This window comes from Bacillus sp. ISL-78 (assembly GCF_018613455.1).
GTDB classification, from domain to species: Bacteria; Bacillota; Bacilli; order Bacillales; family DSM-1321; genus Peribacillus; species Peribacillus frigoritolerans.
Genome location: NZ_JAGGQC010000003.1, coordinates 378,290 through 400,460, shown reverse-complemented (window position 1 = coordinate 400,460; position 22,171 = coordinate 378,290). Strand labels below are relative to the sequence as shown.

18 protein-coding genes are annotated in these 22,171 nt (G+C 41.6%); 11 read left to right on the top strand and 7 right to left on the bottom strand.

What is annotated here, in order from left to right; translation table 11 throughout:
* Nucleotides 1-200: 200 nt before the first annotated feature.
* Nucleotides 201-1,553, bottom strand: coding sequence for a hemolysin family protein (locus tag J7I96_RS04420; protein WP_214769709.1), 1,353 nt, complete (start codon nt 1,551-1,553; stop codon nt 201-203).
* A 616-nt stretch (nt 1,554-2,169) separates the two neighbouring features.
* On the opposite strand from J7I96_RS04420, the gene J7I96_RS04415 reads away from it, so the two are divergent.
* The 4 genes from J7I96_RS04415 to uptA all read left to right on the top strand — a co-directional run bounded on the left by J7I96_RS04415 (nt 2,170) and on the right by uptA (nt 4,598).
* Nucleotides 2,170-2,742 carry a YitT family protein gene (locus J7I96_RS04415; protein WP_251025119.1) on the top strand — a complete coding sequence of 191 codons (573 nt, stop codon included), beginning with the start codon at nt 2,170-2,172 and terminating at the stop codon, nt 2,740-2,742.
* Between the two features lie 94 nt (nt 2,743-2,836).
* Nucleotides 2,837-3,550, top strand: coding sequence for a FixH family protein (locus tag J7I96_RS04410; RefSeq protein WP_214769706.1), 714 nt, complete (start codon nt 2,837-2,839; stop codon nt 3,548-3,550).
* 92 nt (nt 3,551-3,642) lie between these two features.
* A complete protein-coding gene (locus tag J7I96_RS04405; protein ID WP_214769703.1) occupies nt 3,643-3,807 on the top strand; it encodes an Lmo0850 family protein in 165 nt (54 codons plus the stop codon).
* A gap of 161 nt (nt 3,808-3,968) precedes the next feature.
* Nucleotides 3,969-4,598 (top strand): undecaprenyl phosphate transporter UptA, encoded by a 630-nt coding sequence (gene uptA / locus J7I96_RS04400; protein ID WP_214770163.1) that lies wholly within the window; start codon nt 3,969-3,971, stop codon nt 4,596-4,598.
* A 56-nt stretch (nt 4,599-4,654) separates the two neighbouring features.
* Here uptA and J7I96_RS04395 read toward each other — a convergent pair whose 3' ends face one another.
* The 4 genes from J7I96_RS04395 to J7I96_RS04380 form a co-directional block, all read right to left on the bottom strand.
* Nucleotides 4,655-5,986: a hemolysin family protein gene (locus J7I96_RS04395; protein WP_214769700.1), complete on the bottom strand. Its 1,332-nt coding sequence runs from the start codon at nt 5,984-5,986 to the stop codon at nt 4,655-4,657.
* Between the two features lie 275 nt (nt 5,987-6,261).
* Nucleotides 6,262-7,371 (bottom strand): sensor histidine kinase, encoded by a 1,110-nt coding sequence (locus J7I96_RS04390; RefSeq protein ID WP_214925508.1) that lies wholly within the window; start codon nt 7,369-7,371, stop codon nt 6,262-6,264.
* A gap of 235 nt (nt 7,372-7,606) precedes the next feature.
* The gene (locus J7I96_RS04385) at nt 7,607-8,500 is read right to left on the bottom strand and encodes a cation diffusion facilitator family transporter (protein ID WP_396020050.1); all 894 of its coding nucleotides are present in this window, start codon (nt 8,498-8,500) and stop codon (nt 7,607-7,609) included.
* A 491-nt stretch (nt 8,501-8,991) separates the two neighbouring features.
* Nucleotides 8,992-9,516 (bottom strand): universal stress protein, encoded by a 525-nt coding sequence (locus J7I96_RS04380; RefSeq protein WP_214769691.1) that lies wholly within the window; start codon nt 9,514-9,516, stop codon nt 8,992-8,994.
* 319 nt (nt 9,517-9,835) lie between these two features.
* On the opposite strand from J7I96_RS04380, the gene J7I96_RS04375 reads away from it, so the two are divergent.
* Nucleotides 9,836-11,833: a transglycosylase domain-containing protein gene (locus tag J7I96_RS04375; RefSeq protein WP_214925511.1), complete on the top strand. Its 1,998-nt coding sequence runs from the start codon at nt 9,836-9,838 to the stop codon at nt 11,831-11,833.
* A 190-nt stretch (nt 11,834-12,023) separates the two neighbouring features.
* Here J7I96_RS04375 and J7I96_RS04370 read toward each other — a convergent pair whose 3' ends face one another.
* The gene (locus J7I96_RS04370; protein WP_214769685.1) at nt 12,024-12,332 is read right to left on the bottom strand and encodes a hypothetical protein; all 309 of its coding nucleotides are present in this window, start codon (nt 12,330-12,332) and stop codon (nt 12,024-12,026) included.
* Between the two features lie 193 nt (nt 12,333-12,525).
* On the opposite strand from J7I96_RS04370, the gene iadA reads away from it, so the two are divergent.
* The 6 genes from iadA (at nt 12,526) to J7I96_RS04340 (ending at nt 20,853) form a co-directional block, all read left to right on the top strand.
* A complete protein-coding gene (gene iadA / locus J7I96_RS04365; protein WP_063577152.1) occupies nt 12,526-13,701 on the top strand; it encodes a beta-aspartyl-peptidase in 1,176 nt (391 codons plus the stop codon).
* A gap of 618 nt (nt 13,702-14,319) precedes the next feature.
* Entirely contained in the window at nt 14,320-15,432 is a 1,113-nt protein-coding gene (gene pdhA, locus J7I96_RS04360; RefSeq protein ID WP_251025117.1) for a pyruvate dehydrogenase (acetyl-transferring) E1 component subunit alpha, read from the top strand.
* On the top strand, nt 15,432-16,415 hold the full coding sequence (locus J7I96_RS04355; RefSeq protein WP_214770160.1) for an alpha-ketoacid dehydrogenase subunit beta: 984 nt from the start codon (nt 15,432-15,434) through the stop codon (nt 16,413-16,415). Before pdhA ends, J7I96_RS04355 begins: the two co-directional genes overlap by 1 nt.
* Nucleotides 16,416-16,441: 26 nt before the next feature.
* Nucleotides 16,442-17,698: a dihydrolipoamide acetyltransferase family protein gene (locus J7I96_RS04350; protein WP_214769682.1), complete on the top strand. Its 1,257-nt coding sequence runs from the start codon at nt 16,442-16,444 to the stop codon at nt 17,696-17,698.
* Nucleotides 17,699-19,123: a dihydrolipoyl dehydrogenase gene (lpdA, locus tag J7I96_RS04345; protein WP_214769679.1), complete on the top strand. Its 1,425-nt coding sequence runs from the start codon at nt 17,699-17,701 to the stop codon at nt 19,121-19,123.
* A gap of 350 nt (nt 19,124-19,473) precedes the next feature.
* On the top strand, nt 19,474-20,853 hold the full coding sequence (locus J7I96_RS04340) for an amino acid permease (protein WP_214769676.1): 1,380 nt from the start codon (nt 19,474-19,476) through the stop codon (nt 20,851-20,853).
* 90 nt (nt 20,854-20,943) lie between these two features.
* On the opposite strand, the gene hisC is transcribed toward J7I96_RS04340, so the two are convergent.
* The gene (gene hisC, locus J7I96_RS04335) at nt 20,944-22,056 is read right to left on the bottom strand and encodes a histidinol-phosphate transaminase (RefSeq protein WP_214769673.1); all 1,113 of its coding nucleotides are present in this window, start codon (nt 22,054-22,056) and stop codon (nt 20,944-20,946) included.
* Nucleotides 22,057-22,171 lie beyond the last annotated feature (115 nt).

Below are 22,171 nucleotides of genomic sequence, written 5' to 3'. Positions count from 1 at the left end.
GTTATGAGTTTCATGATTCTTCACTCCTTCAAAAAGTATCGCTTTTTTAACAGTATGAAACAATAAAGGTAGAACTATACTTCATGTGATCATCCAATGTTAAATGAAGCAGGTTTTATATAATATGTATTTATTTTATTTCATGTGCCAGATGAAAAAAAAAACCCCCGCTCCTATTGTTTTGGGAACGGGGGTTATAATCATGAAACGATTTCGGTTTGTGATATGATCGGGAATTCTTTCACTTCGCTTACGACTTTTGCTTGTTTATATATTTCAATATAACGGATATGGTGATCTTCCATTTCCTTTATCCTGAAGTTATAGGGACCATAAGTCAGGATATCACCTTGTTTGGCCTCATAATCCTCGGTAAGGATCCATCCGCCCATAGTATCAATATCTTCATCATTGATATCCAATCCAAGTAAATCATTCACTTCACTGACTAATACCTTGGCATCGATGATGTAGTGATCTTCTTTTAATTTGCGGACATCGGGAACTTCATCCAAGTCGAATTCATCGCGGATATCGCCAACGATTTCTTCAAGGATATCTTCAACGGTAACCAAACCTGACGTACCGCCGTATTCATCCATGAGGATGGCCATGTGGATCCGTTCCTTTTGCATTTTTAAAAGTAAATCGTGAATCGGGATACTGTCAATGACACGGATGATCGGACGAACATATCGGTCGATCGTTGACGCAGCCTGATTGTTCTTGTCAATCATTTCAGTGAATAGCTCTTTGATATTGACCATTCCGATAACATGATCTTTATCACCGTCAATGACAGGATATCGTGTGAAATTCTCTTCCGCCATTACGGTGAAAAACTGCTGGATCGTATCATCTTTGGATACCGTTGCGATTTCTGTACGTGGAACCATGATTTCTTTTGCGATCCGATCATCGAATTCAAAAATCTTATTCACATATTTAAACTCTGATTGGTTAATTTCGCCACTTTTGTAGCTTTCGGAAACAATGATTCGAAGCTCTTCTTCTGTATGAGCCAAATCATGTTCGGAAACCGCTTTTAATCCTAGCATTCTTGTAAGCGTCCTTGCAGAGCCATTCAGTACCCAGATGAATGGATACATGATTTTGTTAAAACCAATTAAAGGTTTGGAAACCAATAAAGTTACTTGCTCCGCTTTTTGAATCGCCAATGTTTTTGGTGCCAATTCCCCAACAACCACGTGCATGAAGGTAATGAAAGAAAAGGCAATTGCAACCGAGAGTGCATGTGAAGCTGAATTTGGAAGATTCAATTGATTCAAGAGTGGATGCAAAATCTTTTCAACTGTCGGTTCCCCAAGCACCCCAAGCCCTAGAGCGGTGACGGTAATTCCGAGCTGGCATGTTGAGAGGTATTCATCCAGGTTGGATATGACTTTCTTTGCTGAAAGAGCATTCGGCGTTCCTTCTTCAATTAATTGATCGACCCTCGTGCTTCTCACTTTAACAATCGCAAACTCCGTAGCTACAAAAAATGCTGTTAAAGCAATTAAAATGGCAATAAGAACCAAGTTTATTATGTCCAAATAGTCTCCCTTAACTCGCCTTCGAGACGAATAAGGAGTACACCTCCTACATTTTTAAAATATACAAGTATATTTTTTTTGCCGTGCTGAATATTTTCGGGATTGCTTCAAAAAGGCCTGTGGCAGTAAAAGTGCAGCCGCTTGAACTCCCATTTCTTTTAGTGATGAAGAGAATAATAGTATATGCCGATTAGCGATGCGTAGACGGGAAATAGAAGAATTTCTGTCTGAAGGAATGCAGCCATTTTCCAAAAGGATGCACATATCCGTTACGCAATGCAGCGCCCGTCCGTCAAAACGAACATTCTTTAATGCCCCATCAAATCACCTCAATCTAATTAATTTAAATACTTTCATTATAGAAAGAGTTAGTCATTCAGTCAAACAGCTTACGGCACCTTAAATCCGGTAAATTGCTTGTAAAGGATCAGTTTGAGCTAATAATTAGCTGTTTTTGACTGTTTTCTCTACTTTATTGCAACATATTATAGAATATTCAGAGAACTAAGGGCCGTTTCATAAAAATTGATCAGTTTCATTATTTTTTTGATGGTACAAACATATTCTATAGAAACCAAGACAAGTTTAAATGCAAGAATTAAAGGGGGTGGCAGCCATGAAGATCATGGAACGGATGGCAGCGATCATTGCCGGCAGCATGCTTGTAGGTGTGGGAATCAATTTTTTTCTGATACCTTATCATTTATTGGATGGCGGCATGATAGGGATTGGGCTGATTTTTCATTACTATATAGGACTTCCGACAGGGCTGGGTGTGATTTTGAGCAGCATTCCATTATATATATATGCTTGGTACTTTGAAAAAAAATTATTCCTGAACAGCCTGCATGGCTTGCTTTTTTCCTCTTTATGCATCGATATTTTTTCCGACGCTGTCACAGGATGGGACCTTCCCATTTATGTAAGTGCGATATTCGGGGGAGGGTTGATTGGACTTGGAATCGGTTTAATGCTTCGGTATGGGACCTCTACAGGCGGAACCGATATGTTGGCACAGATCCTTTCCAGGAAAAGTGGACTCAATGTTGGTCTGCTGATTTTTTTCATTGATGGGTGTGTACTGCTTTGCGGATTGAGCGTTGTGGGGACTTCAATCTTTTTATATTCGTTTTTAACGATCATCGCGGTAGCCATGCTGACTTCAGTCACCGTAATGCGAATCATTTGAAGTTAAACTATGTATAAAAATCTTAAAAAAGGAAAGGATGGGCAATATGAAGAGGACAGATTTTTAGTCTAATAAATAGTAAAGGGAAGTTCATATGAAAAAACTTTATATGTGTACTGCGTTGTTAGTTATGCTTGCAGGGTGTCAAGAGTCTGAAATGCCAGAGGATAAGGAAGTTAACAGTGCTGTTCCAGAATCGATGGATGCATCAATTGTCATAAAAGGGAAAGTGGAGCCTGGAAAAGAAGTCATTCTTGAAACGACAGTGAAACAGGGAAGCCAATTGGTGAATGAAGCTGATGAGGTGCTGTTTGAAGTGAGAAAGTCAGGACAGGATAAACGGGAAATGCTTGAAGCAAAGAATACTGGAAGTGGCATGTATCAAGTGATGCATACTTTTGAGGAACAAGGCAAATATATTGTAGTGTCCCATGTAACGGCTAAAGGCCTTCATGTAATGCCTGAAAAAGAAGTTGTCGTTCCTGAACATGAAAGTGAAGGTGCATCGGTTCATCCTAGTACGGATGTATCTATCGGGTTTCAAAGTAACCCTGTAAAGGCAGGAAACAGTTCGAACTTTGAAGCGAAAGTTGAATTGAATGGGAAGCCATTGACAAATGCAGATGTGAATTTCGAGGTGTGGAAGGAAGGCAGCGAAGAGAGTCATTTCACTAAAGCTGAAGAAGGTGGGAATGGAACATATCTAAATAAGGTATCTTTCGAAGAAGCGGGAACCTATAAGGTCCAGGTACATGTTGAAAAAGACGAAGTGCATGAACACCAACTGCAAACCATTCATGTCAATTGATTGTTTTTATGATCGAATTGTTTAAACAGGTTTTATCACTTCGTTAAATGGGAAGTTAAAGGATAACGGTAAAGCAGAAAGGGAGGGTAAGCATGAATAATCAAATAATCAACAAGTATAAAGATCTCGGGATTCATATTGAAAAAACGAAATCACGGCAGGAGATTTTCACTAGTGTTTCACAAAATGATTCATCCTTACTCACTACCGCTGTTTTTTCTCGAATTTCCCCAAAAGGGGAACTAAAAGAATATTGATGTAAAGGGACCGGAGTACATAACACTGGTCTTTTTTTGTGCAATCCTGAATGTGGTGCATTGTGAAACTGGATATGAAAAATCGAATAGAACGTTGTGAGCTGAATAGGATAGAAGGACAAACAATTTGAAATTAGCGGTAAGGGGAGTCCGATAGCATGATATCACAGCTTATTATGACGATATTGAATTGGTTTGCGGAAATGGGCTATTTGGGGATTTTATTGGGGCTGATGGTTGAAATCATCCCGAGTGAGCTTGTACTTGGATACGGTGGCTATTTGGTCGGCCAGGGGAAAATGAATTTTTGGGGAGCTGTTCTTGCAGGTGTGGCAGGCGGGACGATGGCACAATTATTTCTCTATTGGGCGGGGTATTATGGAGGAAGGCCCTTTCTCTTGAAATATGGAAAATATATTCTGATTAAAGAAAATCATATTGTACATGCTGAAGAGTGGTTTAAGAGGTATGGCGTGGGCGTGGTTTTTACGGCTCGATTCATTCCGGTTGTTCGCCATGCCATTTCCATCCCTGCCGGAATTGCGAGGATGTCCGTATGGAAGTTTATATTTTATACGGTTGCGGCTGTCATACCTTGGACCATATTGTTCCTGACCTTAGGAAGGATCCTCGGCGAGAATTGGCAGCAAATCCGGGAAATAACTGAACCTTATCTAATACCGGCTGCTGGTTTTTCCTTTATCCTCATCATGCTGTATATCTTATGGAAAAAAAAGAACACACCTCCAATCGTAACGGTCAAAAAAATGGGACGGTTTCCCGATAAATGAAAAAAATCGAAAAAACAGCCACGTAAAATAAACTTTTACGTGGCTGTTTTTGATCATTAACCTTGGGTAAGGTCCTCTTCAAGAGAAAGATGTACGACCTTTTTTGTGACCTCAATGGAACGGATGGCGTGATCTTCCATTTCAATCACTTTAAAGCAGAATCCGTCTTTTTCCATGATGTCCCCTACCTTCACATCATAGTTTTCCGTAAGGACCCATCCGCCTATAGTATCGACATCATCTTCTTCCAAGTGAATGCCAAGTAGATCATTCACTTCCTTTACAAGAAGTTTAGAGTCTAAAATATAGTGTCCATCTTTAATTTTCCTGATTGAGGCAACTTCATCGATATCGAATTCATCACGAATTTCCCCAACGATTTCCTCGAGGATATCCTCGACTGTGACAAGTCCGGAAGTTCCGCCGTATTCATCCATCAAAATAGCCATATGAATGCGTTCTTTTTGCATTTTTAACAGCAAATCGTGAATTGGTATATTTTCCATTACCCGAATGATCGGACGAGCGTAATTTTCAATCGCTTTGATATGGATTTCCCGGTTCTTAATAAGATCCGAGAAAACTTCCTTTAAGTTCACTAGGCCGATGACATGGTCTTTATCACCTTCGACAACAGGATATCGGGTGTATTTTTCCAATTTGGCCACATCGACGAATTCCTGTACCGTTTCATCCTTGGATATGGTCATGATTTCTGTCCTTGGAACCATGATTTCTTTGGCAACACGATCATCGAATTCAAAGATGTTGTTTACATATTTAAATTCCGACTGGTTAATCTCCCCGCTTTTATAGCTATCTGACAGGATGAAACGCAATTCCTCTTCCGTATGGGCTATTTCGCTTTCGGATGCTGGCTTAAAGCCAAATAATCCGACAACGAATCGGGAAGAATGATTCAAGGCCCAGATGAAGGGAAAGGCTATCTTATGGAAAAAAATCAGCGGCCCGGCAATTGCCAAGGTCACTTGCTCAGCCTTTTGGATGGCAACCGTCTTAGGAGCCAATTCACCTACAACCACATTCAGGAACGTAATCAGGGAAAATGAAATGACGAATGTCAGAATGCTTGTGACTTCTTGAGGGATATTCAAGGCATTGAATAAGGGCCCGACCAATTTGAGGACGGTCGGTTGCCCTAGCCACCCCAGTCCAAGGGCAGTAACGGTAATTCCAAGCTGTGTCGCGGATAGGTATTCATCAAGATCGGATGTAACCTTCTTTACCGCAATGGCTTTTTTGTTTCCCTCTTCAATCAATTGATCGATCCTGGAGCTGCGAACCCTTATGATCGAAAATTCCGAGGCTACAAAAAAGGCTGTTAAAGCAATTAAAATAATGACAAATAAAAAACTTAATATGTCCAATTAGTGTGGGACTTTATTGAATCGCCAGATGTGCCGAACGATTTAATTATCCCAGTCACCTCCCAAAACCAATAATGAATGAAATGATATTAGTATATAAAATGTTAGATGGAAAAATAATTCGTCTATCTTGTATGAAATCTGGTTTTTATTTTCAATCTATAGGATCATTCACCTCGATCAGTAGTGGAACCTTCCTATTAGTATAAGTAACTGGACGTCAATCAGTCAAAAATTTCACACTAAAATCCTAAGGAAAAAAGGATATTTATCCATTATTTAGTTTTTAATTGTATGGAAAAGGTCGTTAGGAAATCGGTAGAGTGACAGGATAAGGTTCCTTGATGCTTCAAAACGATTTCTTTACAGACGAATAATCCCAATCCGGTTCCCCTTTTTTTTGTGGTGATGAATGGCTCAAAAATATTCGGCAGGACGTCGTCAGGTATTTTCGGCCCATTATTCGATATATTTAAAGTAAGAATGCCGGGTGGCGATTCAGATCCTGAAATGTAAATGGACGGGGAAGGCATTCCTGCAACCACATCAAGAGCATTTAATATAATATTTAGTAAAACTTGACGAAATTCTTCTTTAGAACCGGAAATTACGGCATCCTCGGCAATATTGCATGTAATGGAAGCATTAACTTCCAAAATGCTGGGATATAAAAATTCGATCACCTCATTCACAAGCTGAGCAATGGAAAATAGATCAGGTTGTGTTGTTGAAGTCTCCTTTTTGGAAATATTAAGAAATTGAGTGATCCGGTAATTTAGCTGATCCAATTCCTTTGAAATGATATCAAGGTACTTTATCTCAGGTTGTTCTGCCTGTAATAATTGTATGAATCCCATGATGGAAGTCAGTGGATTTCTGAATTCATGGACAAAGCTCGAGGTCATTTGGCCAAGGAGCGTCAAACGGTCTTTATGGTTTGGGCTTATGAATTGATAGCGTTCTTCAAGTTCCATCGTTTTCAATTCGGTATAATGGGATAATGCAAAATGAATGAGTTTATCGAAGTAAACGTTTACCCGTTTTATTAGAGCCGATATTTCTTCTCTAGGTGCTTTGGAATTCAAAATGTGCTCTATGATGACGGATCTCCCGATGGTTGCAGTGGAAAAGAAATTTTCCATATCCAATTGCTTAGTAACGCGATCAGCCGCAATTTTTTCTCCTACGACCTTCAGTACATCGTCTATGTCAGTATCCGATTTTCCAACCTGATCCATTAGCAAATTAAAAATGTTTTCCACTTCTCCTTTAAAATACCCCAAGTATCCGTCCGGTAAATGCAGCAACTCATCTTTCCATTTGGAAATGATACTGTTTTTTTGAGAAGATAAAAAGTGAATGGTCATTTCTCGATTAGATACCATTTTGCCCTCCATACTGTAGGAAAATGAATTTACTTTGACCCAGAAAGTGCTTTATTTGAATAAAATTACAAAATATCAAAATAATTACAACTTGCTTTCATGATAACAGATTACTGTTCTTTTAACATGTGTCAATTGGATAAATATTCGGCAATCAATCAATAAATACCTTTTTTTGACACAGTTTTATTACAGTAATTACAGGAATTAATAACGAAAAAAGGTACCCGTAAAGTTAATGACGGTTACCTTTTTTATGAAATGCATATGGTTCGATGTGAACGATCACATGCTGGATATTATATTCCTTCAAAAGATTTTCTTCGATTCTAACGGTAATATCATGACCTTGAATGACGGTCAAAAGAGGGTTGACATGAACGGTAGTTTCGAGCAGGATTTCACTTCCATGCATCCGGGCTTTAATTTCACTCATGTCTTTAACACCCTCTGTCAGTATTATGGTTTGTCCGATCTTTTGCAGGAGCTGCTCGTCGAAACCATCGGTTAAAGAGATGGAAGCATCACGAAAGATATCCCAGGCAGTTTTGCATATGATGGCCCCCACGACTGCTGCAGCTATCGCATCCAGCCAAGGGATTCCCATCTTAGTGCCGATGATTCCAATGAAAGCACCAACACTGACAAGGGCATCGGAACGATTATCCTGAGCAACGGCATAGATGGAAGAGCTGTTGATTTTTTTACTTAATGTAAGGTTATAACGGTAGATTCCGTACATGAAGATTGCAGAGAATAGAGCGACATATCCGGTCAGCATACTGGGAACGGTTGTTGAATCTTGGTGAAAGAAGGATTCAATGGCACTGAATACAACCTGAAGGCCCACTGTGATCATGATGAAGGCAGCTACCAATGACGCTACGGTTTCCGCCCGTAAATGACCATATGAATGATTATCATCAGGAGGTCTCTTTGAAATTTTCAAACCAATCAAAACGGCTATGGAAGCGATGATGTCGGTCGTATTATTTAAACCATCAGCCCAAAGCCCTTTAGAATCACCGAAATAACCAAATGACAATTTAAGAGCAGACAAGAATATGTAAGCGGCAATGCTTATGTAGGCGCCTTTTTCAGCTGATATCGAATGTTTATCCATGTCCATTCCCTCCCCAATGTAAATTAGGCTTAATAAAGATACCAAATCAAACTTTAGTGAGTCTATAGAAAAATTGTCGTATTTAGCCATCTAACTTGGTTATCAGCAGGTGTATTGAAAGTCTGTAAAGAAGTTGGATAAATGAAAATATATTTACACTAAATGGTGAAAAGTGAATTCGAAGACATGTACAGTTTCTTTAATTCTCATTTAAGGAAACTAATAGTATATTCTAACCGATGATCGAAAATTAAATACTTCCACAAGGGGAGCCTAAGGATAAGAGTGAATGGTTCTGGTTCAGGCATTTTGAACCTGGTAGTCTGCACTGATGCAGGATGTAGTTTTTTGACAGCAATTAGCAACCCGTTGTCTTTCGGGTGCTCCGAATGTAATACTGAAAAAATCCTATTAGCAAAAAGGCCGGATTCTATATGAACCCGGCCTTATTCGGAGAATGTATTACTCGAACCATTAGGGAAAAAACCGCTCATTCTTCATTTTGCAATGAATACCGAACATGGTGCGTTTTTCGCAATGGAACTACTTGTACTGCCAAGGAAGAATTTTTCCAAACCGCTTTTATCGCTATTGCCCACAACGATAAGATCAGCAGAAGTTCTCGCTGCAAAGTCACATACGCTATCTGGCGCATGCCCTTCCAATAGTTCGAATTTCCCCGTCACTTGACATTCACTTAACAATCTCAACGTATTACTTTCTGCGTTCTGAATACTATTCTCGAGGGCGGAAGGGGTGTCATTTACCTTTTGATTTCCTGGCTGGTCAACTTCAACAACAGGATGTGTCTGGACTGGATCCACATAAAATCCGGCAGAGGGTACGAACCCCGGCGCGGAGGCGTTACCCATGATACGCTGTTCAACCTTATCATTTAGGACATGAACTACGGTCAACTCAGCTTTTGGAAAGGCCTTTTTCAATGTTGCTCCATATTCGACGGCCCGTTTACTTTCTTCATTTCCATCAAAAGCGACGACAATATGTTTCAAATCTTTCATTACTATCATCTCTCCCCGTTATAAGACCTTATAGTGTTATACCCGCTTTTAAATGGCTTCACGCCTAAAATCGGTATATAGATTGCCTTTTACGGGTAAAGGATAGATACGAGCATAGTTAAAATGGTAGGATGAAACCTGGTCCTTCAGTTAATTGGCAGGCACAGACGGTGAAGGGATATTATCGGTAAGGATGCCGATTCGCGTGTAAAGAGCTACAAGAAAAGAGCGCCTTTTATTCAATCGACGAGTTTTCTTTAACAAAAAGGGTAAAATATTTTTAATGAAACATGTCGCAGATGGGAAAATGGGGGTACAAATGAGAGGGTTAGTGAAATTAGGTCTAATTATAATATTGGCGATTGCGGTTTTAGGCGCCGGTTCACTATTTTATTTCAGGCAGGGTGCTGATATAAGTCATCTTGAAAATAGTCTTCAGCAACCGACAGGTATCTATGATCTGGATGGGAATCTAGCCAGTACGATCACGGCAAATAAATCCGAGGGCGTTGCGATAGATGAAATCCCGGAACATATGAAACAAGCAGTGGTTTCTATTGAGGATCACCGTTTTTATGAACATCATGGCATAGATTATCAAGGGATCATGCGGGCTTTGGTTAAAAATGCGAAGGCTGGAAGTGTTGTTGAAGGCGGGAGCACGCTCACCCAGCAGCTTGTGAAAATCACGATGCTGGAATCAGATCGAACACTGAAGAGGAAGATAGAAGAGTTTTTTCTAGCCCAGGAAGTTGAAAATAAATATACAAAAGATGAAATCCTGGAAATGTATTTGAATCAAGTTTATTTTGGCCATGGGGCATGGGGAATCAAAAAGGCTGCAAATATTTATTTTTCAAAAGAGGTCTCTGAGTTGACCGTTGCCGAGGGAGCTTTGCTGGCGGGAGTCATTAACTTGCCATCCAAACTTGATCCATACAAGAATTTGGACGGTGCAGTGAAGCGGCGTGATTTGGTTCTTTCGCGAATGGCGGAACATGGTTATTTGACGAAAGATGAAGAAGCGGCGGCAAAAAAAGATACGGTGACACTTCTTATGGGGGAGAAGGAAACCGATCCATTGAGAGGTAAGTATCCTTATTATGTCGATCATGTTTTATCGGAAGCATCGAGTAAATATGGAATTAAGCTTGAGGAGCTGCTTTCAAAGGGGTATAAAATTTACACGACCCTGGACCAGTCCATGCAGCAGGCTACAGAAAGCGTGTATGAGAATTCAGCCAATTTTCCGGTTGGAACGAGTACAGATGAACTGGTTCAAAGCGGGTCTGTCCTTCTTGATCCTGAAACAGGCGGCATAAAAGCACTTGTCGGCGGGAGGGGTGAACACCAATTCATGGGATACAACCGGGCAACCCAACTGACAAGGTCTCCTGGTTCATCCATTAAACCGCTTGTCGTTTACACGCCGGCTGTTGAAGAGGGATATGATATCACTGACCCTTTAAAGGATGAAAAAATGAGCTTCGGTGAATATGAGCCAACAAACCTGAGTGGTCAATATAAAGGAGAAGTCCCCATGTATGAAGCGGTGATGAATTCCTTGAATGTACCGACGGTTTGGCTATTGAATGAGATTGGAATCGATAGGGGGCTTGATTCACTTAAGCGGTTTGGGATTCCATATGACAAGGATGATCGAAACCTGTCTATCGCTTTAGGAGGGATGAAAAAAGGTGTGTCCCCGCTGCAGATGGCAGGAGCCTTTTCTGCTTTCGCCAACGAAGGGGAACGGATGGAAACCCACGCCATCGTAAGGATAGAAAATGCCGATGGAAAAGAGGTTGCCGCCTGGAAAGAGAAAAGCACCAAAGTGACCTCTGTAGGCGCCGTCGACAAAATGAACGCCATGCTGCTTGGAACAGTGGAATATGGCACAGCGAAAAACGCGGCTGTTTCCGGTTATGAAATAGCAGGTAAAACAGGATCTACACAAGTTCCCATCGAAGGAGTATCAGGGGTTAAAGATCAATGGTTCATCGGTTATTCACCTTCGCTGGTCTGTGCTGTTTGGGCGGGATATGATAAGACGGACGCAAAACATTATCTAACGACACACAGCAGTCAGGGAAGTGCGCTCATCTTTCAAAAAATAATGTCGAAAGCCTTACAGAATCAAGCTGCTCAATCTTTTAAAGCTCAAGATATCGGTCCGCTTATAGCAGAACAACAGGCACTTATAGCTGAGCAACAGGAGAAGGAAGAAGAGGAGAAGAAGAGACAATATTGGATTGATAAAGGAAATGAAATAAGGGAAGGCTTGAATAAATGGAGGGACTGGGAGGTTCCGTGGTGATTCCCAGGTCCGGGAGCATGATCAAGCCCTTCTAAATCAAATCAACAAAAAAAGACTGTCAATCATTGACAGTCTTTCATCATTCTTAAAAAATGAGATTTGCTATTATGCCGATTACGACGATTGCGCCTATCACCATTAAAATGGTTCTCATATAGATACACCCTCTTCAAAACGTAGTTGGATTCTTTTAAATATTTACGGTTTGGTTCGATTGGAAACGAAATGCACTTTCATCATTTTCTTTACAAATAGCCTGTACTTTTTCAAGCATGGTGTGTACATTCTCGCCTTCAAGTATGACTTTCATGGTTGCACACTCTTGAAGAATGAGCACAAAGGATACAAAAGTCGACAGTTTCTTGGCATCGACCAATTTATGGTTGCAGATAAAATATATATTCCCTTTAAATTCTTTTGTAACTTGATATAGGTTCATGATTTGTCGCATGGATAATCTTTTATTTGTTTGAATGTCAGAAGAAATCACTTTATTCATGTCGTTTACTCCTTTTGTTTTTATACTTTTGTAAAAGCATAATCAAGATGTCAATTCAGCTACAACGTTTAAAAATGAACAAGTATGTTTGGATTTTTTTATGTAATTGTTAGCGGGTCATGTTGTATATTTACCCGCGTGAAAGATTTTGAAACCTATTTGAAAATTTCAATTTTTTGAGGGGGAACGAACGATGCTCACGCTTATTAAAAATGGGGAGCTTTATGGTCCGGAATATATGGGCCAAAAAGATATCCTCTTGGTTGGAAAGCAAATTGGCTTCATTGAGGACCAGATTGATGTTCCTGCCAATTTCGTTGAAATGAAAGTGATTGATGCGAGTGGTCAAATTGTGGCTCCGGGTTTTATAGATGCTCACGTACATATTATCGGCGGAGGCGGGGAAGGGGGCTTTAAAACGCGCACACCTGAAATCCAATTAACAGATGCCACTTTAGCCGGTATAACGACATTGGTAGGGGTCATCGGCACAGATGGAACGACAAGGACGATGCCTGCACTGCTCGCCAAAGCGAGAGCGCTTGAAGAAGAAGGAATTAGCTGCTTCGTTCAGACTGGTTCGTATCAAGTTCCAGTCAAGACGTTAACCGGTAAGATCGAGGATGATTTGATTCTTGTGGATAAAATTATCGGTGTTGGCGAAATAGCCATTGCCGATCATCGTTCTTCGCAGCCGACTGCAGCCGAACTCGCTAAACTGGCCTCGCAGGCACGTAATGGAGGTCTGTTATCCGGGAAAAGCGGTATCGTCAATATTCATGTCGGCGACAGTCTAGATCATTTGCACGTAATTGAAGAAGTTGTCGAGACAACGGAAATTCCGATCACTCAGTTCTACCCTACGCATATAAACCGAAATCCGCATTTATTCAATGCTGGGGTGGAATATGCAAAAAAAGGGGGGTATATAGATTTTACGACAAGTACAATCCAGAAATTCCTTGAAGAAGGCGAGGTCAAAGCAAGTACAGCAATTAAAATGGCACTAGAAGAAGGCGTTGAAATCGGGCAGATCACCATAACTTCAGATGGGCAAGCCAGCCTGCCTGACTTCGATGGAAGCGGTAACCTGCGCGGTTTGAACATTGGTACCTGCATGTCGTTATATGATTGTGTTGTCGATGCGGTCCTCGAGGATGGAGTGGCAATTGCCGATGCCCTACGAGTTGTGACGGAAAACCCGGCAAACATTTTAAAGCTTTCTGCAAAGGGAAAGCTTTCGGTAGGTAAGGACGCGGACATCATCATGATGAATCAACGAACTCTAGAAATAAATAGTGTTATCGCGATGGGGCAGATGATGGTCAAAGATGGCCATGCTGTCGTGAAAGGAACATTTGAAAAATAGATCTTTTCTACCTTTGGGTGCAATTGCCGATGCAAGTCCTACCCCATCCTGAAATGCAAAAAGGGTAACATTGCTCTAATTTCGGATTTCTGAACCAGCCAAAAAACTGGCTAGCCGAGACCCCGCAGACGCTTGCTTTGATGAGGCTTGGCAGGCAGTCGGCGGAAAGGGAGCGGATTTCTGAAAACAACTGTCTGTTGAAAAAAACGTAGGCAGCTGATTTCTTCGAGTTTTTATACAGTCTAAGACCCATGTATTATATAATGGGTCTTTTTTGTGCTGAATACTTTTTGGAAAAGGTATGAATCGATCAAGTGGCATATCACATTTTGAAGGTAATCAATATGAAACTCCCCATTAAAGGTTCTCATTTTCAAAATGAAGGTGAAGTATCAGAAAACATCTTCTAAATAAAGGTAATATGTAAAAAATTCATTCTATTTAACATATTATTAAAAACATGGATGTATTATCCTTTTATATAAGGAAATGTAGTTTATGAAACAGCATTTAATCACAGACAGAAAGACCAATAAAAACATTTTGGGCTGTTATTTCATGACTGTTCAAAACCTAGGAAAGTTTGCGAAACAAATCTATCTTAAGGGGAGAAATGAAATGGAAAAGACGGGAAACCCAATAATGAAAGCGCATTCAAGTGGAGTTGAGCCGGAAATGTTTCGTGTATTGACTCCTGATGGGGAAATCATTGAAGCGATTGATGGAAAAATCGATAAATCACTTATGTTAAAGATGTATGAGAGCATGCTCCTGCTCAGAACATTTGACCGAAAATCAATTAATCTCCAGCGCCAAGGCAGGATAGGGACTTATGCACCTTTCGAAGGGCAGGAAGCGTCCCAAGCAGGAAGCGCTTTAGCATTGTCGGCAGGGGATTGGATGTTTCCCACATACCGTGATCATGGAGCCGCAATCATTCATGGACAGGAATTATACCGTGTTTTCCTATACTGGATGGCGCATTTTGATGGTTCGATTTGTCCAGAAGGAAAAAGGATATTGCCTCCAAGTGTTCCAATTGCCACTCAAATGGTTCATGCAGTCGGAACGGCTTGGGCAAGTAACCTTAAAGGCGAAAAGAATGTTAGCATTGCCTATTTTGGCGATGGAGCGACTTCTGAAGGGGACTTTCATGAAGCACTGAATTTTGCCGGCGTTTATAAAACCCCGACAATCTTTTTCTGCCAAAATAATGGCTACGCAATCAGTGTCCCTTTTGAAAAGCAATCGGCATCAAAAACAATATGCCAGCGGGCTGCCGCTTATGACATCCATGGGGTGCGGGTGGATGGAAATGATATTTTTGCCGTATGGATGACTGTAAAGGAGGCTGTCGAAAGAGCGGTTAAAGGGGAAGGACCTACATTAATCGAAGCCATTACATTTCGCTATGGCGCCCATACTACTGCAGATAATCCGAACATATATCGCGATCAGGACGAAATTTCAACGTTCTGGAGGGAAAACCGCGATCCCATTACACGCCTTAGAAAGTATTTGAATAAAGAGGGTCATTGGAATGAAGAGCAGGAAGAATTGGTGTTAAAGCAATTCAACGAACTGATCGATGCTCACCTTAAAAGGGCCGAAGCATATCCGAAATCCGACCCGCTTGAAATGTTTAACCATGTATATGCCGAGGAGTCATGGCATCTAAAGGAACAGAAGCAGGAATTGAACCAAATCTTAAGGAAAGGCGGGAAGAAATGATGGGCAAAAATTTAACGATGCTCCAGGCTGTTACGGAAGCGCTGGACCAAATGCTGGGTCATGATGATCGCGTGATGATCTTGGGTGAGGATATTGGAGTGAATGGCGGGGTTTTTCGAGCGACGGAAGGACTTTATGAGAAGTATGGAAAAGATCGAGTTGTGGATACGCCATTAGCTGAATCCGGAATCATCGGCTCTGCCATTGGTTTGGCTCTTAACGGGATGCTGCCCATAGTGGAAATCCAGTTTCTCGCCTTTATTTATCCGGGGTTCGAGCAGCTCGTTTCCCATGCTGCCCGTATGAGGTATCGTACTCGTGGGCAATTTGGGGTGCCCCTCGTAATCCGTACGCCATATGGTGCTGGAATCAGGGGTCCTGAACTTCATTCCGAAAGTGTCGAAACCTTCTTTGCCCATACTCCTGGTTTAAAGGTGGTTGCACCCAGTAATCCATATGACGCAAAAGGGCTGCTCATTTCAGCGCTGGAAGATCCAGATCCTGTGATTTTTTTGGAACCGACTAAATTGTATCGGGCTTTTAAGGAAGAAGTTCCCGACGAAAAGTACCGAATACCAATCGGTCAAGCAAAAGTGGTCCAGGAGGGTAGCGACCTGACCATTTTTGCATGGGGGGCCATGTTAAGGGAGGCATTGAATGCCGCGAAAAAGATTGAAGCAGAAAAAGGATGGAAGTGTGAAGTGGTCGATCTTAGAACTTTATACCCTTTAGATAGGGATTCGATCGTGCAATCCATTAAAAAGACAGGTCGTGCATTAATCGTCCATGAAGCCCACAAGACTGCCGGATTAGGTGCGGAGATTATCTCCATCATTAATGATGAAGCTCTTATTTACCTGAAAGCGCCGATTAAGCGTGTAACAGGATTTGATGTACCGGTTCCGCCGTTTACAATTGAAGATCATTATTTACCGACTGTTGACCGTGTAAAAAAAGGAATTGTCGAAACGATAACATTTTAATGGATTAAGGAGAAGGAGGATGACGCATGATGGAATTTAAACTTCCTGATGTAGGGGAAGGGATGCATGAAGGGGAAATTATCCAATGGCTCATCAAGGAAGGGGATGCGGTAAAACAGGACCAACCCATTGTTGAGGTGCAAACGGATAAAGTCAATGCGGAATTGACAGCTCCGGCAGCGGGAGTGGTTAAGAAAATATTTTTTTCCGTAGGGGATATCGTGGAAGTGGGGACCACTATATTCACAATTCAGGAAGAGAACGATGTGTCAGTTCCGATTACAGACATTAATGAAGAAGAAAACCAAGTCGGGCAATCCGGTGATGTAAATGTCAATGCGGAGCATATTACGACTAAACACCATCATCAGGCAGTGCGTGCGCTGGCAACACCATTCGTGCGTCAAATGGCCAGGGAAATGAAGATTGATATCGAGAAGGTTAAAGGCTCCGGTCCGGCTGGGCGAATTACCGAAAGTGACTTAAAGCAGTTTAAAGAAAATGATTCATATACACGGGAAAAGGCTAAACAGCATGATGAAAAGACAGGTCAAGAGTTGGCCCCGATAATGGGAAATGAGCGGGAAGAGCGGATTCCGCTTAAAGGGATTCGTAAAAAAATCGCTGAACATATGGTGAAGTCCGTTTCGACCATTCCTCATGTAACCCATGTAGATGAATTGGAAATGGACCGATTGAAGGAATTTAAAAATCAATTAAAGGAGTATTCAGATGATAAGGATATAAAATTGACTTTTTTGCCGTTTTTCGTTAAAGCCATTGTCATCGCCTTAAAGGAGTTCAAAACATTAAACGCTTCAATTGATGAAAGAACCAATGAAATCATCCTGAAAAATTATTATCATATTGGAATTGCGACGAATACAAATGAGGGTCTCATTGTTCCAGTGATCAAACATGCCGATCAAAAAACCATTTTCCAACTGGCTGATGAAATCAGGCAACTGGCAACTCAAGCCCGTGAAGGAAAGTTGAGTATTGATCAAATCACAGGCAGTACATTTACCATCAGCAATGTAGGACCGATCGGAGGGATGCACGCTACCCCGATCATTAACTATCCGGAAGCGGCCATCTTAGCTTTGCATAAAATGGAACATCGCATGGTCGTTCGCGATTTGGAAGGTGTTATCCGGTTAATGATGAATATGTCTCTTTCTTTCGATCATCGTTTGATTGATGGGGTAACAGCGGTACAATTTACCAATAAAATCAAGGAATTGCTGGAAAATCCAATTCGTTTAATTGTGGAGATGAGATAAATGGTAGTAGGGGAAGTTGCTGTTGAGACGGATATTGTCATCATGGGAGGAGGTCCGGGAGGATATGCTGCGGCTATCCGTCTCGGCCAGTTAGGAAAATCGGTCGTACTGGTTGAAAAGGATAAACTGGGCGGGGTTTGCCTTAATCGGGGCTGTATACCTTCAAAAGCATTGATTCACGCAGCTGATCGATATCATGGGCTTAATGATTTAGGGAAAATGGGAATCCAGCTGCCTCAGGAAAGAACCACTATGGACTTGGGAGTTTGGCAGGATTGGAAAGCGGGCATCACAACCCAGTTGGGGCAAGGTATTGCCCATTTGTGTAAGGAAAACGGAGTGACGGTGGTTAAAGGCCAAGCAACTTTTTTATCCGATGACCGCATTGGAGTTGAAACCGATGGCGATTTTGAAACCTACAAGTTTGAACAGGCAATTATTGCGACGGGGTCCAGGCCTTTCATTCCATCCTTCATTAAAGTCGATGGAGAATATATATTGGATTCGACTTCATCTTTGCAACTGAAGGAAGTTCCAGCAAGCTTGTCGATCATTGGCGGAGGATATATCGGAATCGAGCTGGGTATGGCATTTGCAAAGCTGGGTACTAAAGTGACCATCATTGAGATGGACAATCGCATACTCCCCCACGTTGCTGAAAACCTGGTAAAGGAAGTCACCCGGAATGCCAAGAAGCTTGGGATCAATATCAAAACATCCTCTAGGGTAGAGAAAGCGAGTGTAGTGGATGGTCAAGTGCATCTTCTTGTTTCCTCGGAAGAACAGGGGACGGAAGCGATCGTGAGCGAAAAGACCCTGGTTACAATTGGCAGGGTCCCTAACACTGAAGAAATTGGCCTGGATCGGGCTGGAGTGACGGTTGGAGAGAAAGGCCATATAGCAGTGGATATGGAATGCCGTACAAATGTCCCGCACATCTTTGCCATCGGTGATACCACGCCTGGTCCGGCTCTTGCCCATCGAGCGTCCAAACAGGGAATCGTGGCAGCTGAAGTGATAGCGGGGATGCCGAGTGCCGTTGACTCGCCTTATGTTCCCTATGTAATCTTCTCGGAACCACAAATAGCTGGTGTTGGTTTAAGCCGTGAAGAAGCTGAACAACAGGGATACAGCGTCAAGGTTGGCAAATTCCCGTTCAGTGCCAACGGAAGGGCGCTTGCAACGGATGAAACGGACGGATTTGCAGAAGTGATCGTGGATGCCAATAGCCATATATTGCTCGGAATGCATATGGTAGGTGCTGATGCTTCCAACCTTATAGGTGAAGGGGTCCTTGCCCTTGAGCTGGCGGCTCGGGTCGAAGATATAGCACTCAGCATGCATCCCCATCCAACCTTGACCGAGGGGTGGCTGGAAGCGGCTGAGGCAGTTTTGGGACATGCCATTCACATCGTAAATAAATAGGAAAAGGTAAAGTCATGGGGATTACCAATGTAATCCCCGATTAGAATGATTTATCTTAATGGAGTCAAAAACCTGGTAATTGTCCCCGAAAGGCAAGGCTATCGGTAAACTCACTCCATTTGGAATTCTGTCCCGGTTTGACCTTGGCCTGCAATGATTCCCTCTTGTAAAACCATCGGCATATTGATATCATTTTTACTTTGGGGAAGTATAGAGTTTTCAATAAGGCTTTGGATCCTTCCACTCCTAAACCATAACGGTTGATGAGATAACAAATCTATTCGCCATTCAACGATTGAAATGGGTTTAATTTATACGAGAAAATTATGGAATGAAGGAGGCAAATGTAAATGGAGTCAAATGGTGGGTCATTGCAAAAGAAATTATTGCCGAGGCATATTAGCATGATGGCAATGGGAGGGGCAATAGGTACTGGGATTTTTAAAGGAAGTGCCGAAACCATATCGTTAGCAGGGCCAGGAGTCATATTCACTTATATTTTTGCAGGATTGTTATTGCTAGTAGTCATGGGTGCCATAGCGGAAATGGCAATTGTCTATCCAAATACGAATATGAAAGGCTTCGTTCAGAAAGCATTCGGTAAGCGCTTTTCCTTCATCGTAGGCTGGATGTATTGTTTTATGTGGCTGTCCGTTTGTGTCATCGAGGTAGTGGTGGCAGGAAGCTTTTTGCAGTATTGGCTCCCGGTAATCCCGCTATGGATATTAAGTTTAGGGTGTGCGGCCTTCATCATTGGGATTAACATGATGAATGTCAAAAATTATGGTGAATTCGAATTTTGGTTTGCCGGCATTAAAATTACAATGATCATCTTATTCATCATATTGGGAGCCTGTATTTTATTTGGTGTGATCCCAAGCGGCGGATCTAATTATCTGCAAAACTTCACAGGGCATGGAGGATTTTTCCCGAATGGGTGGATGTCCATCTTTTCGGCATTACTGATCGTCATGTTCTCCTATGGCGGTTCCGAGTTAATAGGGGTGACGGTAACGGAAGCGAAGGATGCAGAACGCATTTTACCTAAGGTCATTAAAAACTATATTTGGAGAGTTGTATTATTCTTCACCTTACCGATACTTGTAATCTGCGGTTTGATTCCGTGGAATGAAATTGGCGACCAGGCAAGTCCGTTTGTACAGGTGTTGTCAATGTCAGGTTTTCAGGGATCTGCACATATCATGAATTTCATTTTGATTACGGCCGTCTTATCAGCCGCTAACTCTGGGATATATGGGTGTACCCGAATGCTGCATTCTTTAGCTGCAGAAGGGGAAGCTCCCAAGTCGTTCTCTTATGTATCAAAAAATGGCGTTCCCTTGTACAGTTTGCTATTAAGTGCAGGTGTATTGGTCGTCGGCTCCATGATTACTTTCGTTGCACAGGACAAGGCATTTACTCTATTAATGGCGTTTCCGGGTTTTGTAGTATCACTTGTATGGATCAGCATCTGCTTAGCGCAGCTTAAACTTCGCAATTCATATCCCAAAGCTCCGAGTTTTAAATTGTGGGGATTTCCATATGTAACCTTGTTTACCGTAATCACGTTAAGCATCATTTGTGTCACGTTCGTGTTCAGCGATCAGAATCGAATCAGTATCATTGCTTGCCTGATTGTGTTGGCTGCCTTAATCTCGATTTCGATTTTTAAATTTAAAAGTGTGGACAAACAGGAAACACCTATTATAGAAAAGAATATCGCTAAATAAATCCACGTAAAAGATACGACAGGGGCATAGGCGTCCATGTCGTATCTTTCATTACTGATCACTGATATTGTGCAACTTCATTTCGAGTGGTCATGCTCCAGATGTTTTATTGATTATATGTTGTAAGGATGCTATGAATCTCTCGTTTTCAAGCGGAGTGCCGATGGTCACACGGATGGTATTTTCATAGCCTAGCAAATGACCTGAACGGATGATGACACCCTGGATTAATAACTTCTCAAAAATCTCCCTGCCAGGCTGGTTCAATTTGACCATCAAGAAGTTGGCATGTGAAGGGAAGAAGGTTAAACCCATCTTGCTTAGTTCATTCTCTAAATATCTTCTTCCTTCCTCATTCTTACGAACACAATTCTTAACAAATGGATGGTCGTCGAGGGAAGCGAATGCCGCAGCCTGTGCTAAACGATTGGTATTGAAGGGTTCCTTCACTTTAACTAGCTCTTGTATGATGGAGGCATCCATTAAACCGTATCCAATCCTTAATGCAGCAAGTCCATAAATCTTTGAAAAAGTTCGTAAGATAACCAGATTTGAATGCATATTGAGAAATGGCAAGGTTTCTAAATATTCTGCATCATCGACATATTCATAGTATGCTTCATCAACGATCAGTAAAATATGTTTCGGCACCTTCTCGATAAAAGAGCGCAACTTTTCTTTTTGAACGATCGTTCCTGTCGGATTATTGGGATTACAGACGAATATCATTCTCGTTTTCTCTGTTATGGCTTCATACATACCCTGGAGGTCATGTACACCATTGATAAGAGGAATCTTTACAGGTGTGCCGCCGTCAATCAATACATTCGTTTCATACCGTGGAAAAGTCACATCAGCCATGATGACTTCATCATTTTGTTGGATATAGGTTCGTGTCAACAAACGTATCACTTCATCAGATCCATTACCTAAAATGATATGGTCTTTATTGATCTTCAATTTCCTTGCCAGCTTTTCAGCTAATGCAGGCGCCATACCTTCAGGATAAAAGGAAGTTTGCTCCATTTCGGTAAGCATGGCTTCTTTTGCTAGAGGTGAGTAACCGAATGGGTTCTCGTTGGATGCCAATTTAACGATCGTTTCAAGGCCAAGTTCACGTTGCACTTCTTCAATGGGCTTGCCGGAAACATATGGGCTAATGCTTTCGATGTTTTGTCGAACCGGGATTTTCGTAAAAGTCAATGCAGGTTCCTCCCTTTGGTAAATTCTGAATTTTCTTTTTCTATTTGATTATTTTAATGATAGAATATTAACTGTTAAAATTACATACAAAAAAGAATGTATTTTTCGCTATCCA

Bases quoted from the DNA above. Each gene is read 5' to 3' on its own strand.
- J7I96_RS04375 (WP_214925511.1), top strand. From the start codon at position 9,836: ATGAGAGGGTTAGTGAAATTAGGTCTAATTATAATATTGGCGATTGCG.
- J7I96_RS04405 (WP_214769703.1), top strand. From the start codon at position 3,643: ATGAATAATCAAATAATCAACAAGTATAAAGATCTCGGGATTCATATT.
- J7I96_RS04410 (WP_214769706.1), top strand. From the start codon at position 2,837: ATGAAAAAACTTTATATGTGTACTGCGTTGTTAGTTATGCTTGCAGGG.
- pdhA (WP_251025117.1), top strand. From the start codon at position 14,320: ATGGAAAAGACGGGAAACCCAATAATGAAAGCGCATTCAAGTGGAGTT.
- J7I96_RS04380 (WP_214769691.1), bottom strand. From the start codon at position 9,516: ATGAAAGATTTGAAACATATTGTCGTCGCTTTTGATGGAAATGAAGAA.
- J7I96_RS04370 (WP_214769685.1), bottom strand. From the start codon at position 12,332: ATGAATAAAGTGATTTCTTCTGACATTCAAACAAATAAAAGATTATCC.
- lpdA (WP_214769679.1), top strand. From the start codon at position 17,699: ATGGTAGTAGGGGAAGTTGCTGTTGAGACGGATATTGTCATCATGGGA.
- J7I96_RS04385 (WP_396020050.1), bottom strand. From the start codon at position 8,500: ATGGACATGGATAAACATTCGATATCAGCTGAAAAAGGCGCCTACATA.
- J7I96_RS04390 (WP_214925508.1), bottom strand. From the start codon at position 7,371: ATGGTATCTAATCGAGAAATGACCATTCACTTTTTATCTTCTCAAAAA.
- J7I96_RS04340 (WP_214769676.1), top strand. From the start codon at position 19,474: ATGGAGTCAAATGGTGGGTCATTGCAAAAGAAATTATTGCCGAGGCAT.
- J7I96_RS04350 (WP_214769682.1), top strand. From the start codon at position 16,442: ATGATGGAATTTAAACTTCCTGATGTAGGGGAAGGGATGCATGAAGGG.
- iadA (WP_063577152.1), top strand. From the start codon at position 12,526: ATGCTCACGCTTATTAAAAATGGGGAGCTTTATGGTCCGGAATATATG.
- J7I96_RS04415 (WP_251025119.1), top strand. From the start codon at position 2,170: ATGAAGATCATGGAACGGATGGCAGCGATCATTGCCGGCAGCATGCTT.
- J7I96_RS04355 (WP_214770160.1), top strand. From the start codon at position 15,432: ATGGGCAAAAATTTAACGATGCTCCAGGCTGTTACGGAAGCGCTGGAC.